The following is a 15,564-nucleotide window of genomic DNA, read 5'->3' on the forward strand; positions in this document are numbered from 1 at the left end:
GATGTATGCCTATATTTCCCAGACGCCACGCGTGTCAATAAGTAGCTGATTGTTTAATAATGATGGTTGTATATTTTTGAATAATGTATGGTCCACAAGCAACAGGATAATGTGAGCTTGATTTAGCGCACTTTCCAAGTTGCTGATGTTGACAGAATCAGATTGCAATTGTTCGGGCAAAGCATCGATATGTGGTTCGACGATGGATATTGATCCCGTATGGCGCTGTGTCAGGGCCGTTGCAATGTGCAATGCCGGACTTTCCCGCAGGTCATCAATATCCGGCTTGAAGCTCAGGCCAAGGCAGGCAATGCGGATGTCTTTTTGTGTCATCCCTTGATGTGTCAGTGCTGTAATGGCTTGCTCGACCTTATCGATTACCCAGCCTGGCTTGCTGTCGTTGACTTCACGTGCTGCGCGGATGAGGTTTGCTTCATCAGGGTTGGCACTGACGATGAACCAGGGATCGACGGCGATACAATGCCCTCCCACGCCACAACCTGGTTGCAAGATATTGACCCTGGGGTGGAGGTTTGCCAGGCGGATGAGCTCCCATACATTAATGTCCTGGCTATCGCAGATCATGGACAGTTCATTGGCAAAAGCAATATTTACGTCCCGAAAGCTGTTTTCAGCCAGTTTGCACATTTCGGCAGTGCGGGCGTTGGTGACTATGCACTGACCCTGCACAAAATGATGGTAGAACGCCATGGCTGCCTGGGAGCAACTTGGTGTAATGCCGCCGATGACTCTATCGTTATTGACCAGCTCGTGGATGATTTTCCCAGGCAGGACTCGCTCCGGGCAGTATGCAATACGGATATCCGAGGTCTCGCCAGACTGGTGTGGGAAACTTAGGTCGGGACGTGCCTGCGCCAGCCAGCCGGAGAGCTGCTCTGTAGTGCCAACCGGTGAGGTGGATTCCAGGATGATGAGGTTCCCCTTGGCTAGCACTGGAGCAATCATTTCTGCGGCCGACTGGATATAGCTTAGATCTGGTGTATGACCATGCTTGAAAGGTGTCGGCACGGCAATTACGAATACACTGGCTGGTTCTGGCGTGGTGGTTGCTCTCAGGTATCCGTTGTGGACTACTTCATGCACGAGTGCATCCAGGTCGGGTTCAACAATATGCGTGTTGCCCTGGTTGATGGTATCAACAATGGATGCAGAGACATCGACACCAATGACGTCCAGTTTCCTGGAGGCCAGTATGGTCGCGGTGGGTAGGCCGATATAACCCAGGCCGATTACTGAAAATTTGTTTTGCATTGTTGTATCAGAATATCGTGAATACGGCTGGCAGCTCTGCCATCGCCAAACGGGTTATGGATATTGCTCATGGCTGCGTAGGCTGCAGCGTCATCAAGCAGGTGATTGGTTTCGCGAATGATGCTTTCCGTGCCTGAACCAACCAGGTGGGCAGTTCCTGCTTGTATGGCTTCCATGCGCTCTGTTGCTGCGCGGGTGACCAGCACAGGTTTGCCTAGTGAAGGGGCTTCTTCCTGTATACCACCGGAATCGGTAATCATCAGGGTGCTGCGGTCCATCAGATAGACAAAGGATAAATAATCCAGGGGTTCTATGAGATGAATGTTGGGGATATCGGACAGTAAACGACGTACTGGCTCCTGCACATTCGGGTTCAAGTGTACCGGGTATACAATTTCTACATCGCCCCGTGCGGCAATGTCACGTAGAGCCAGGCAGATTTGTTCAAAACCGCTGCCAAAATTTTCCCGCCGATGACCGGTAACCAGAATCAGGCGCTTACTGGCATTGAGAAAGCTGAATTCTGCTTCAAAACGGTTTTTTAGAGTGGCATCGTTGCGCAGACGTTCCACAATATCCAGCAAAGCATCAATGACGGTATTGCCTGTGACATGGATGGATGCTGCAGTCACACCTTCTTGCAGCAGGTTCTCGCGTGCCTGTGCTGTGGGTGCGAAGTGGAGATCGGACAAGGAACTCGTTAATCGACGATTCATTTCTTCGGGCCAGGGAGAATATTTATCGAAGGTGCGTAGGCCTGCCTCGATATGCCCGATCCTGATCCTTGCGTAATAGGCTGAAAGGCTGGCTGCCAATGTGGTAGAGGTATCGCCATGCACCAGGATGAGGTCAGGGCGCCACTGTGCATAGACCTGGCGCATGCTGAGCAGCACATTGCTGGTGATATCGCTGAGATCCTGGCCTGGCTTCATCAGGTTAAGGTCGAAATCAGGTACCAGGGAAAATATCTCCAGTACCTGGTCCAGCATCTGGCGATGCTGGGCTGTTACACAAGTCTTGACTTCCAAGGATGGGTCAGTAGCCAGTGCTGTTATCACTGGCGCCATTTTTATCGCCTCTGGCCGAGTGCCGAAAATCGTGAGAATCCGCATCACTGACTGAAGTTAATCTACGTGATCCAGAATAATGGCTTCCAGTAATTTGAGAATACCAGCCAGCATCAGGCCAATCAACAGTGTGACAATAACGTTATAAATCCTGCGAGGCTGCATGGGGAATTCTGCCAGGGTGGGTGCCTGCAGGATAGAAACCTTGTCCAGCATGCGAGCTGCGTCCAAGCGACCTTTCTCCAACGCAATCAATGAGGAGCTATACAATTCCTGTGCGAAAGTAACCTGCATCTGCAGGCGTTGGAATTCCTCAACAGAACTACTCAAAGTTTTGCCAGATGGTGTTGCCAGTTTGGCTTTTTCTTCCGCAATTTGTTTATCCACGGCAGCCAGGGATTGCTTGAGCATCAATATGTTAGGGTGATTCTCATTCAGGCTGGTGGGTAGGGAGGCAAGCTTGGTCTGGAGTTGAGTACGCTGAGTTTCCAAGCCAGTAATGATGGTATTGATGCTTTCGGCAACGGCTTGTGGGGACAGGATACCTTTTTTGTTCTGGTAATTCAGCAAAGTACGGCTGGCTGTCTGATAACGTTCCTGTGCCTGGGTAACCTGCTGAGTAAAGAAATTGACTTGTACAGAGGCCAACTCATGACCCAACTGATTCATGTAGCGTTCACCTTCATGTACCAACATATTGGCAATGGCCTGAGCCATTTTCGGGTCATAGGCTTGTACATTGATACGTAGTACACCAGCATAATCATCAAACTCCACACTGACCCTGGAGAGATAATGCAGGTAGAACCATTCCATGGATGCGTCCTGGAACCACATGCGCGAGATGATGTCATGTTCTTTGTTACTGTAATGGGTGCGCAAATCCAGCTTGGCATCCAGCATCTTAAGCATATCAACGGACAGCAAGTATTCACGTAATAGCAGCTGATCTGGGCGAGTAGGGGTACTGGAGCCAGGTAGAAGGGCAGAGACAAGGTCTGTACCGGCAGCGCTGATGGAATCGGTTTTACGCAATACCAGATTGGCTTCTGATACATAGCGTTCAGAGGCAAAGAATATCCAGTATAGCGAGACTAGTACTGACAAAATGAGTACTAGACGAATCAGCCACTTGAACATAAGTGCCGCCAAGGACTCCCTGGATTTTTGTAAATGCCGTGGAAGCTGATTGTCCTCATGAAGGGTATGGGTTGCTGTCATTTTTTAATAGAATCCTTGTAAGCTTTTAATGCATCATCGATATCGTCAAACCAGTATGCTTTTCCTCCGTTTACCCATACGCCAGACTGACAAAAGCGCTTGAGCGTGCTTTCGTCATGCGACACCATGATCAAGCCCGCTCTATTACTCATAGCCTTGAATGCATCTGCTGCCTTCTGGCGAAATGCGGCATCGCCTGCAGCGGTCACTTCATCCGAGATATAGACATCAAAGTCGAATGCCAATGACAAGGCAAATTGCAGACGTGAGCGCATACCGGAAGAGTAGGTGTTCACAGGTTCATCAAAAGCCGCCCCCAGATCGGAGAAATCCAGGACAAAAGCAAGTCTGTCTGCCAAATCTGCCGGGTCATGAAAGCCATGCACGCGGCAGACAAATTTTGCGTTTTGCCTGCCTGTCAAATCTGGCTCCAGGCCGCCACGTCCCATGGGCCAGGATACATTGCACTGACGTTCGACGGATCCCTTGGTCGGATGATCCACTCCACCGATGAGGCGTAGCAGTGTGGACTTGCCTGCACCATTACGGCCAATCAGTGCGATATTGTGGTTTCTGGGAATAGTCAGGTTGATCCCTTGCAACACCCATGGACCAAAACCATGTTTGGTTTTATAGCGTTTATATACGTCGTCTACGATGATCATTTCATTACCAATTGGAATGCAAAGCGACGGTAGAGCAATAAACCTAGCAGAACACTGGCGCCGGCCCAACCATATAAATAACTCATGCTGACTCCAGGCACTGCATGATAATAAGGGAAATAGCCTAACCGGACTAATTCCAAGGCATGTGCCATCGGGTTATACATCAATAGGTCAAGGTAAGGCTGAGGTACGGAAGATATAGGCCAGATAACACCAGATATTAGGTAAAGAGGTAACATGATAAGTTTTAATACATGCTCCATTTCTGGTACTAGAGCCATTAGCACTGAGCCGATCAAACCATAACCTAGGCCAAATAGCCATATTCCTATCAATATCCAAATTACCATTAATGGGTCAGCAGGGACTGTGTCATGACCAAAAAATGCACCAATAATGAGTATCATGATGGAGATTACCATCATGAGAAAACCTTCCAAACCTGCACGTACAATTGCGGTATCAAAGGGCTTGACTTGTCGATAGGTGAACAAAGGTTGGTTGGAGTCACAGGCATAGGTAGTTTGTACTGCTGTGCGCCTGAACAGGAAGAACGCCAGCATGCCGACCAATACCCAGATTATTATATCCATGCCGCCGACAGAGTGTGTACGTAGTGCGCGCCAGACATAGGCTACAAATGCTATATGGCAGGTAGGTTCCATAAATAGCCAGAACCATGCGAAGCGCATATCGAATAGTCGGCCAAGCGCTTCTCGCAGGAAAATGGCATGCCACACTGCTAATGTAATGGCAAGCGGGCTACGTGCCTTAATCATGCGCACCTCGCAGGATTTCAAGAGTCCGCATCATTACTGGAAGAACCGGTAAAGGTAGAGTGGTGAAACGGCGGCAGACAACAAGCGCACAAATTTCTCGAATTCAGCCCCTGGTGCGTTGGAGACGTAGATGATGTCATGATTCTGCATCGGGAAATTCTGGGTCACGAAGAAGGATGCCGGGTCACGCAGGTTCACCTGGTAGATGACAGGCACTTTGCCATCGACAATATCTTCAGGTGCTGTGTTTTTCCGTTCCACCAGGTCAGCATCTTCAAAGCGGAAAATGAAGACGCCCTGAGCATCCGCACGGTTATCCAATAATCCGCCAGCACGGGAAAGGGCTTGTGCCAGTGAAATACCTTGGGCTTCGAATGTTACTTCATCATTCTTGCCAGTTGCGCCCAGTACCGAGAAGCTTTGCGGCTGGAACAGCGCCGTGACGACATCACCCGGTTTGAGCATGATGTTTTGTCTTGGATCACGAATAATGGAATCCAGTGCCATGGTGGCTGTCACGTCCTCGCGGGAGTACTGGATCGCGACCTTGTTGAGTGGCTGTTTGACGCCACCTCCTGCTGCGATGGCATCCAGCAGGCGTTCGCCTTTGGGTGTTAACGGCATCATGGTGCTGTTGTTCACTTCGCCAACTACGGTCACTTTGGAGGTGTTGTTCTGGATAACCCGGACCAGCGCCTGAGGCTGGTTGGCCTTGCCTGTCAGGTGCTTGACGATATCCTCTTCAATTTCCTGTGTGGTTCGCTCGTTGACTGTGATACGTCCGGCAAAGGGGATGGAAATCGTGCCATCTGGCGTCACCATTTGTTCAGGGAAGGTTACCATCTGGGTGGTGGAGGAACCCGCACCGGGATCAAGATTAGTTGTGCCAAACAAGACGGCAGGCGGCGTTTCCCATACCGATGCTTCGATGACATCCCCAGGGCCAATCAGGTAGTTATTACTGGCGGTGGTGGGGAAAATATCGGAAAACAAGCCCAGTTTTTTGCTCTCGGTCAGCTTTCTGGCCAGGGAGTCATTGACATCCACCAACTCAATACCCTTGATACGAGGTGGTTCCTTGGATTCTTCAGGTTCCTGGATCTGTTTCTTGCTCGGGCCGCTCGTTGCTCCCCACTTGGCTAGCCCGGTACAGCCGGACAGCGAAATGAAAAGCGAGGCGACAACTAGCAACAGGCCTGTTCTGGAAAGCATTTTTTCTATGATCATATGATTTTTTCAGTGTGAAACGTCAATGTTTGCCCATCAATTTCTTTATAGTCTCATAAGTCAGTTGCAAATGCTCCTCACTATGCATTGCCGAGACGAAAAATCTTAACCTGGCGGCTGATTCTTCAACACCCGGGTAGATGATGGGCTGGACATTGATACCAGCTTCAAAAAGTTTATTGGATAACTTGGTGGCTTTGAGCGAGCTGCCAACAATCAGTGGAATGACGGCATAGCCTTCAGCAAAACCAGTATTGGCTCCCAGGGATTGCATCAATTCCAGAAATTTCTGGCCACGGGCATGCAGCCGGGCAACACGTTCCGGCTCACGCTGCATGACTCTTAGGGCCTCCAGTGAGGCAGCGGCGAGTGGAGGTGCGATGCCTACGCTGTAGACAAAACCGGGCGCAGCATACTTGAGATGTTCGATCAGTGCACGCTCTCCTGCAATATAACCTCCGCAACTGCCCAAGGTTTTGCTGAGTGTACCCATCCAGATGTCTATGTCCTTGCCTGCAACACCGAAGTGCTCGCGCACGCCTTTGCCGGTTTTGCCCAGTACGCCCAAGGCGTGTGCCTCGTCAATCATGAGGAATGCCTGGTGACGTTGCTTGACCTCAATCAGTGCGGGCAGGTCGGGAATGTCGCCATCCATGCTGTACAAGCCTTCAGCGACGATCAGCACTCTTTCAAATTGACCACGAATTTCTGACAGTATCTGGTCAAGCGTCGTGACGTCATTGTGCGGAAAGGAGCGGCGGGTTGCGCCTGAGAGTTGTATGCCTTGCAATACGCTGTTATGGATGAGGCTGTCGTGGATTACCAGATCCTTGGGACCGAAAAGATAACCTATGGTGCTGACATTGGTGGCATGGCCGCTGACCATGACAATGCAGTCCTCGACGTCATAGACTTCTGCGAGCGCAGCTTCCAGCTCACGCTGGATAGGGCGCTCCCCGGCAACCAGTCGGCTGGCGGAGACAGAAGTGCCATAGCGGTCAATGGCATCCTTGCTTGCCCGGTTGACGGCAGGGTGGCCGCACAGCCCCAGGTAGTTATAGCTGGAGAAGTTGATGTATTCGCGCGCCTGGATACGTGTGGTTGCACCGGCTACGCCATCATGCACGCGAAAAAACGGGTTGGCCACGCCGAAACGGTCGGCGGCAGCCTTGGGAACCAGCATTTTTTCGTAACCCGGATGGCGGTCAAAGCGTGTAAATGCCTCTGGCATCGACGCCTGTACTGATACACGTGATCCAGGCATTGCTGCCGCTGTTGCGCCAGTTTTCTTGCCAAGAATGCGATTAATCAGTTGTGCCTTGGTTTTTTTCTCGAGATTGGGCTTGCTCATGAAATCAATTTTGTTCCTGTTTGTGCAAGCTTGCGTGCATCATCATTCAATTCTTGTATTTCCTCTGAAGTAAAGCCTTCTCCGTGCTGGCGTAGTACATCCGTGGCTAGCCCCGCAGACTGGGTATCTTCACTTGGGTCTTCATTTCCCAGCAGTTTTTCGACAATACGTGCCGTAACGCTGATGGCAGTAGGCGAATCGTTCAGCATCATGACGGGCAATTGTATGCCAAAACGCTGTTCCAGGGCCAAGGCAAGCTCAACTGCCATCAGGGAGTCCATACCCAGATCATGCAGGGAGCGATTTGCATCAATGCGCTCCGGATTGATACGCAGAATTTCTGCCACTTCCTGAATAAGCAAACTTTGTACCAGCTCTTGCACTTCCTCTGGAGTTTTACCTGCGATCAGGTCACGGATATTGACCGAATCCCCAGACTGGGACTGATCCTTGCGGTCACGGTTGAGGATACTGAAGCGTGAGGTGCTGGAGGATGGCAACAGGTGTGCCAGCGTGTTCCATTCGAAATTGGCCGGGATGGACAGTCGGGTTCCGCTGACAAGTATGCGGTCCAGCTGTGCCAGTGCTGTTGCTGCCGAGATAGGTGATTTGCCCAGCCGTTGCTCCAGGCTGTCCTTGATGGCTGCGTTGCGGGTAAGGTAGCCAGCGTCGCTGATAGGCCCCCAGCCGATGGAGACAGCAGGCAACCCCATGTGGTGGCGCAGGAACATCAGGCCTTCAAGCCCGGCGTTGGCCGCTACGTAATTGGCCTGGCCGGGGTTACCGATCATGGTAGTGACCGAGGAGTACATGACGAAATGGTCGAGCGGGATGTTGCGCGTGGCCTGGTGCAGGTTCCAGGCACCCAGTAATTTGGCGCTCAGGACATTTTCAATGCTTGCGTTATCCAACCTGTCTATCAGCTTGTCGTCAAACGTGGCGGCGGCATGCAAGATTCCCTTGAGCGGCGACATGGTTTGCTTGATCCGCTCCACCAGGTCGCGGACTGCCTTGGCATCACTGATATCGCAGGCTTGCGCCACGACATTCACGCCCTCTGCGGCGAATGCTGCGATGATTTCCCGCGCCATTGGCGTTTTCAGTCCGCGCCGACCTGCGAGTACCAGGTTGCCGACGCCGCGAGCGGCCAGCCAGCGTGCGGATTCCAGGCCAAAACCAGAGAGGCCGCCAGTGACCAGCCAGGTTGTATCCTTGTCAAATGTGACGGCAGGTGCCTGCTGGGCTGATTGTTCGATCGCTGGCCTGGCGTCTGCCATGGAGACGACAATCTTGCCGATATGACGTGCCTGCTGCATCAGCCTGAAGGCTTCTATGACCTTGTCGGCGGTGAATGTGCGATATGGCAATGGTGCCAACACATCTTCATGGAACAGCATCATGACTTCACGGAAAACACGTGCTGCCAGCTTCGGACGCCCGGTCAGCAGTTGGTCGGCATCTATGCCGAAGTAGCTGATATTGCTCTTGAATGGGCGCAGGCCTATGGGGGTGTTTTCGAAGAAATCACGTTTGCCCAGTTCAAGGAAGCGGCCAAATGGCTTGAGTACATCAATGCTGCGGCGCATGGCTTCGCCAGCCAGGGAGTTGAGTACGACATCGACACCTTCACCAGCAGTGGCTGCCAAGATCTCATCGGCAAATGCCAGGCTGCGCGAGTCGAACACACGGTCTGCGCCAAGCAATTCGACGAAGTCGCGCTTCTCATCGCTACCAGCGGTGGCGTAGATTTCTGCACCAAGATGGCGCGCAAGTTGGATAGCGGCGATGCCGACACCGCCAGCTGCGCCATGAATCAATATACGTTCGCCAGGCTGCAGGTCCGCCAGTTGCTTGAGGGCGTAATACACGGTGAAGAATACGGTCGGCACCGTGGTTGCAGCCTCAAATGACCAGCCTTCAGGGATGATGGCAACGGCATCCGCACGCGTGACCACATGGCTGGAGAAGCATGAGGCGCCAAAGCCCATGACCGCATCACCAGGCCGGATGTCCTTCACGCGTGGGCCGACACGGCTGACCACGCCAGCGAATTCCAGGCCGAGACTGGCGCCAGCAAAGCCATTCTCAACCGCTTCATCTGGCAACAGGCCCATCAGGTACATGACATCGCGGAAGTTGAGGCCTGTGGCCTTGGTCTGCACTTCGATGTCGTCATCATGCAACACCTGTTCGGCTTCAGGTAGCCAGACCAGGTTCCTCAATTGGCCGGGAACATGGAAATCCAGGCGGAAGCGGGCGTTCTGTTTTGCCGGTGCCGAGCGTTGCTCAGTGTCTTTCTGGATGACCAGGTAATGGCGCGCGCTATAGGAAAGTACGATTTCTGTTGCGCCATCGGGGCGCAGCAGTTCGTTTTCCAACCGGGCGGGAGTGTTGAAATCCTGCGGGTTGCAAGCCAGGTCTATCAGGGTACAACCCAGCTGTGGCTGCTCATTCATGATGACCCGACCGAATCCCCATAGTGCGGACTGGGCCGGATTGGGCTGCACATTGCTCAGCAGGCTGGTCGCAAGTGTTGCACCTTGGGTGACCAGCCAGAGGTGGGGAGCCTTGCCCGGATTCCCGGACAGCGCCTGGACATTCCTGGTCAGGCTGGCGAGCGTTGCGCTAGCTTGATCCGGGGTGTCGCTCCATCCCGACAGATGCACGATATTGTCTGCGGTGTCTGCATCCTGCGGCAGCTGGTTTGCGATAACGACTTGCTGGCCCTGGGATTCCAACCGGATGCGCAAATGCCTGGCCAATGATGCGGAGGCCTGGTCTGCCAGCAGAAGCCATGATGCGACGGCCGGTTCTTCCAGGACTGGCATATCTTCTATTGAGCGTTTGGCGAGCAGCAGGTAAGCGCCTTCGGAAAGTTCTTCGGCGGCAGGTTCGATGAATGTTGTGCCATCAGAGAGGCCTGCATCGGCGATCAATTGCTCCCATACGCCTGGAGACATCAGGGACGACACAGGGACATCGGGGTTGGTTTCATTTGTATGCCACCAACTCGGGCTGATACCTTCCAGGAAATCAGCGCTCCAATCCGGGTGACGTTCAGCCAGCAACATGATGCCGCCGGCAGCCAGCCAGCGCTGTGTCTGAGAAAGTGCTGCCAGCGGGCTGTTGGTCTTGTGCAGCGTGTGACGGACGATCACTACATCAAATGCGCTGGACAATGGCTTGTCGCTGGTGATTTTCCAGTTTGCAATGTCGAACGTGCTGATGCTGATGTTTGCATGCTCGTGAAACTCGGCTTGCTGGCGTGATTGCATCATGTCACTTGGCAATGCCAGGACATATTCGAAACGATCCTCGGGGAGCAGGTCGATCAGCGTTTTTGGCAGATCGCTGGGGCCGGCACTGATTTCCAGCACTCTCAGGCGCCGTGAGTCAGGCCAGGTACTCGCCATTTTCCCTAGCGTGTTTTCAATGGCTTGGCTCAGGCCCAGGTAGGCTGGGTCATGATCGTACAGTGCTTCGGCAATAGGAGAGTGCTGCAGTTCATGCAGCAATTCCTGGCCGTCGACGGTTCCGCTGAGCAATGCAGGCAGCTGGCGGCCAACGCGACCGATCACTGACAATTGTGGCAGGCTGGCCGGGGAGTCGCGCAGGATGGTCTGCCAGAGTTCTTCTGCCGAAGGCAGGTGGGAATTGGCTGATAGTGCCCATTGTCCATCCTGCTCTTCCAGCAGGCCTTCATTGCTGAGGAGTGTCGTCAGCCATTGTCCATACGAGGAGGCCAGCATCTGCTGCCAATGTTGAGGGTATTGGGCTGCCAGCTGCTGGCAGGCTTCGTATACAAACGAGACTGTGAGCACCTCAATGAGCGGCAGGGTTTCCTTGAACCATTTCTCGCGATCGTACTCAATGCCCGCAAGCAGGGCACGCATCTGGGTCGTGATCTCCGGAATGGCAGGGGTTTCGGTCTGCATACCATCCAGTGGGTGCGGTGCCAGCCAAGGAGTAATACGCCAATTGGCTACTTTGTTTTGATTGCGCTGCTTCAGGTGCGCGGCGCGGAAGCGGCATGCGGAAACGCTGGCAATCAAGTTGTTATGCGCGTCGAACAGCTCAAAATCAGCCAGGACCGAGCGCGTGCTGTGGCGGCGCAGACGCGCGCGCAAATGGGTGATGGTCGCGTTTGCGTAAAGATCGAGGCGGCCCACCTTGACGGGAAGCAGGGCAATGCCCTGTTTCGCTTCAATGGCTTCACCGAAGAAATCAACCAGCGACTGGAAACATACGTCCAGCAATGCTGGATGCAGGAAGTAACCTTCCAGTTCAAGTTTGGCCGGACATGTGATCCAGGCTTCGAGTTTGTCGTCTTCAACGACCACTTTCTGCAAGCCCTGGAAAGCCGGACCATAATCCAGCCCGAGGAGCGACGCCAGGTGATAATGCTTTTGCTGATCCAGCTGCTGGCTCGGTGCACTTAATGCACTCAAATGGGCAACGGGCGCCCTGTTGCTGGATTCCAGCAAACGGCCTGTGGCATGCAACGACCATTCATCATTGCTCAGGCGCTGGCGGCTTTTGATCTGGAAACCGCAATCACGCGGGTTCAGCACCAGGCGCAAGGTGCGGCTGTGCTCGCCATCGAATACCATGGGCGAGACAATATCGAGCTGTTCGACAATGAAGTGTTCGCTTCCCAGCCACTCATGCGCGGCTGCCAGCGCCATCTCGACGTAGGCTGCGCCTGGATAGACAATGGCGCCGCCGACTTTGTGGTCTTCCAGCCATGGCAGTATGCTGTGATCAAGGATGTTTTCCCAGGAGGCTTCCGCATCGTCCAGGCGCCAGCCTAGCAGCGGGTGTACACGCCGCCGCTCAATAACGTGTAGGCTCTCGCTGGTCTTGGCATGCCAATGGCGTTCCTTTTGCCATGGATAGTTGGGCAGGCGCACCCTGCGGCCCTGATGCGGGAAGTAAGTGCTCAGTAATGATTGTTCTGCGAGCAGATGCAGTCGCGCCGCTGCTTCTTCAATGCGTTGCAGGCCATCATCATTCCGACGCAGTGTGGGAATAAAGCGTCCCTGGATATTGACAGCACTCAGTGATTCAGTGACATAGCGTTGCAGGATGGCATGTGGCCCGATTTCAACGAACAGGCGGCAACCCAGTTCAGCTATCCTGGTGATGGCATCAGCAAAGCGCACTGGCTCGCGCACATTGCGCCACCAGTAATCCGCATCCAGGACTGTGCCATCGAGCACATTGCCAGTGACAGTCGAAACAAAGGTGATTTCCCCAGGTTGTGGCGCAGGCAGGCTTGCAAGGCGCTTGGCAAGATCGGTGCGGATGGAATCCATCTGCTTGCTATGGAAGGCATAATCCAGGTCCAGCAGCCTGAAGAAAATCCGTTTGGACTCCACGATTGCCTGGATACGCAGCAGGCTTTCCAGGTTGCCGGAAAGCGTGACATTGTCCGGGCTGTTGATGCCGGCAATTTCCACTTCAGAAGTGATGCCCAGCTCATCCATGACCTCCTTGATTGCACTGGCTGACATTCCAACTGCTGCCATGCGCCCCATGCCCAGTGTCAGACCCTGTGCCTGGCTACGGGCGCAGATCACGCTGATGGCTTGTGCCAGTGTCAATATGCCTGCGGCCCAGGCTGCTGCGATTTCACCCACACTATGGCCGGCTACTGCTGACGGCTTGATGCCGGATTCTTCCAGCAATGTTGTGATGGCGACCTGGATTGCGAAAATCAAAGGCTGAGCGACAGTAGTGTCATGCAGCTTGCTGTCCTCATCTTTAGCCTGAATTTCCTCAAGGATGGAAAACTGTGCTTCAGGCTGCATGGCAGCATCTACTTCTGTGAGGATTTCAGCAAATCGCGGCGACTCTGCCAGCAATGCCCGACCCATGCCAAGCCACTGCGCACCGTTGCCTGAATAGATAAATGCAATGCTGCCAGCTTGTGGCAGGCTGTCTTCAGTCAATATCTGCGGAGGGTTTTCACCGGCGGCATATTGCTGGAGCAGGCTGATTGCAGATTCCACTGTGTCTTCGTGCAGGAAGAGCCGTTTTTCCAGGCGATCCCGTTGGAAGGCAGCGGCATGGGCAATATCGTAGAAATCCGGCGCGGATTTATCAGCCAGCAAGTCTGCGTAGCGCTCGGCCAACGCACGCAAGGCTGTTTCTGAGCGTGCGGAAAGCACAAGCGGAGGCAGGTTGTCAGTTATAAGTGTTCGCTCACTTTCGGATTGGGCCGGGAACTCCTGGATCAGGACGTGGGCATTGGCACCGCCAAAACCAAAAGAATTGATACCGGCAACCAGTGGCTTGGCATCTTCCCTGGTCAGCGATTTGTATTTTGGAACCAGTTCAAGGTTCAACCCCTTGAAATCTATCCGTGGGTTGGGGGTTTTCAGGTGCAGCGCGGGTGGCAGGGCATGATGTTTCAGCCCCAGTACTGCCTTGACGAGCCCGGCCATGCCGGAGGCTGGCTCCAGGTGGCCCAGGTTGGCTTTGATAGAGCCTATTGGGAGGGGCTTGGCGCGGCCTTGGCCATAAATCTTGCCGATGGCGGCAGATTCTATGGGGTCGCCTACGACCGTGCCTGTGCCGTGGGCCTCGATGAAGTCGATGTCCTGCGGAGCCAGGCCGCTGCGGGACAATACTTCGCGCATCAGCTCGGATTGGCCGTCGCTGCTCGGGATGGTGATACCGGTTTTGCGAGAGCCATCTGCATTGACACCGCTTGCGAGAATGACGGCATGTACTTCATTTCCATCTGCCAGTGCCTGGTCCAGCGGCTTCAGGAGCAAGACCGTTGCGCCTTCGGAACGTACATAACCATCGCCGGCAGCATCGAAACTCTTGCAGCGACCGCTTGCCGACAGCATGGAAGCCTTGGTGAAACCGACAAACGGATGAGGGTGAAGTAGCAAGTTCACACCGCCTACCAGGGCAGTGGAGGCCTCTCCGTTACGCAGGCTGTTGCAGGCGTGATGCAGTGCGACCAGTGAGGATGAGCAAGCCGTGTCAACAGCGAGCGAAGGCCCGTGCAGATCAAAGATATAAGACAGCCGATTGGCCGCAATACTTAAGGTATTGCCGGTCATGGAATGTGATGAGGCTGCAGCAATGTCATCCAGGCCGCGAGTGCCATAATCAAAACCGGAAATGCCGACATAGACGGCGCAGTTGGTACCCGCCATGGTGGATGCAGGGACACCGGCATTTTCCATGGCTTCCCAGGATAGTTCCATCAGCAAGCGCTGCTGAGGGTCCAGCCAGGCTGCTTCGCGCGGGGAAATGCCAAAAAAGCCGGCATCAAATTCATCAATACGGGACAGTACGCCAGCAGAGAACGTGATACTGCGGCCCGGTTCCGCGCGCTTGGCGTGCTGCAGTTCGTCCGTTGCCCAGCGTTCGGCTGGTACTTGCGTGACGAGATCGCGCTTTTCCTTTAATGCCTCCCAGAGGCTGGCTTCATCGCCAATGTCACCGGGAAAACGGAACGCTATACCAATAATGGCGACAGGTTGAGCGGAACGCCGGGTGTCAGCAGTCACTGACCCGGTTTCTGGAGTGGCGGCATTGCCATCTTCATCGCTATGTTTGTCGTTATTAGTGGATTGAATCATCAAGCCGTCCTTAATTTATCAACGCCCCGATCTTTCAATGTTCGATCTTCAATATTCGAAGATCAAGTGTAAGGCTGTGTATAGCCTCATGCTGCAACGCAGCAGTTAGGAGGAGGTCATTTATTTTAGTTATTAGGGTAATAGATTTTTATTATTGTTATCTGCGTGATTATAGCGGTACTGTTACACAGTCGTCATTGTTATCACTTAGCTCACGGCTATCTATTGAGTTGTACCCGTTTTGCAGAGCTGTTGCCTCCCTCCCTTGATGCGACAGTGCAAACGCTTACTTGAAACCATCTTCCAGGCTTGATACAGGCTTGTATTCTACATTTTCTATCAGTTCAACCTCAAGCCTAGCTCATAGCTGCTTTGAGT

At 53.4% G+C, this 15,564-nt stretch carries 8 protein-coding genes; all 8 read right to left on the reverse strand.

Going from position 1 to position 15,564, the window contains the following annotated elements; translation table 11 throughout:
* Positions 1-9: 9 nt before the first annotated feature.
* Genes wecC through CHB59_RS00115 form a run of 8 tightly spaced genes read right to left on the reverse strand, consistent with a single transcriptional unit; the run spans position 10 to position 15,186 of the window.
* Entirely contained in the window at positions 10-1,272 is a 1,263-nt protein-coding gene (gene wecC / locus CHB59_RS00080; protein ID WP_089374201.1) for a UDP-N-acetyl-D-mannosamine dehydrogenase, read from the reverse strand.
* Positions 1,251-2,384, reverse strand: a complete 1,134-nt coding sequence (gene wecB, locus CHB59_RS00085) for a non-hydrolyzing UDP-N-acetylglucosamine 2-epimerase (RefSeq protein ID WP_089374202.1) — start codon at positions 2,382-2,384, stop codon at positions 1,251-1,253. The genes wecC and wecB overlap by 22 nt, the downstream gene beginning before the upstream one ends.
* A 12-nt stretch (positions 2,385-2,396) precedes the next feature.
* Entirely contained in the window at positions 2,397-3,560 is a 1,164-nt protein-coding gene (locus tag CHB59_RS00090) for a KpsE/RkpR family capsule polysaccharide export protein (protein ID WP_089374203.1), read from the reverse strand.
* A complete protein-coding gene (locus CHB59_RS00095) occupies positions 3,557-4,225 on the reverse strand; it encodes an ABC transporter ATP-binding protein (protein WP_089374204.1) in 669 nt (222 codons plus the stop codon). Before CHB59_RS00095 ends, CHB59_RS00090 begins: the two co-directional genes overlap by 4 nt.
* Positions 4,222-5,007 (reverse strand): ABC transporter permease, encoded by a 786-nt coding sequence (locus CHB59_RS00100; RefSeq protein WP_089374205.1) that lies wholly within the window; start codon positions 5,005-5,007, stop codon positions 4,222-4,224. Before CHB59_RS00100 ends, CHB59_RS00095 begins: the two co-directional genes overlap by 4 nt.
* Positions 5,008-5,040: 33 nt before the next feature.
* Positions 5,041-6,234 (reverse strand): polysaccharide biosynthesis/export family protein, encoded by a 1,194-nt coding sequence (locus CHB59_RS00105; protein ID WP_218816181.1) that lies wholly within the window; start codon positions 6,232-6,234, stop codon positions 5,041-5,043.
* Positions 6,235-6,256: 22 nt separating this feature from the next.
* Positions 6,257-7,585 (reverse strand): aminotransferase class I/II-fold pyridoxal phosphate-dependent enzyme, encoded by a 1,329-nt coding sequence (locus CHB59_RS00110; RefSeq protein WP_089374206.1) that lies wholly within the window; start codon positions 7,583-7,585, stop codon positions 6,257-6,259.
* Positions 7,582-15,186, reverse strand: a complete 7,605-nt coding sequence (locus tag CHB59_RS00115; RefSeq protein WP_089374207.1) for a type I polyketide synthase — start codon at positions 15,184-15,186, stop codon at positions 7,582-7,584. Before CHB59_RS00115 ends, CHB59_RS00110 begins: the two co-directional genes overlap by 4 nt.
* Positions 15,187-15,564 lie beyond the last annotated feature (378 nt).

Origin of the sequence: Methylobacillus rhizosphaerae (assembly GCF_900187985.1) — a bacterium.
Taxonomy (GTDB): Bacteria; Pseudomonadota; Gammaproteobacteria; order Burkholderiales; family Methylophilaceae; genus Methylobacillus; species Methylobacillus rhizosphaerae.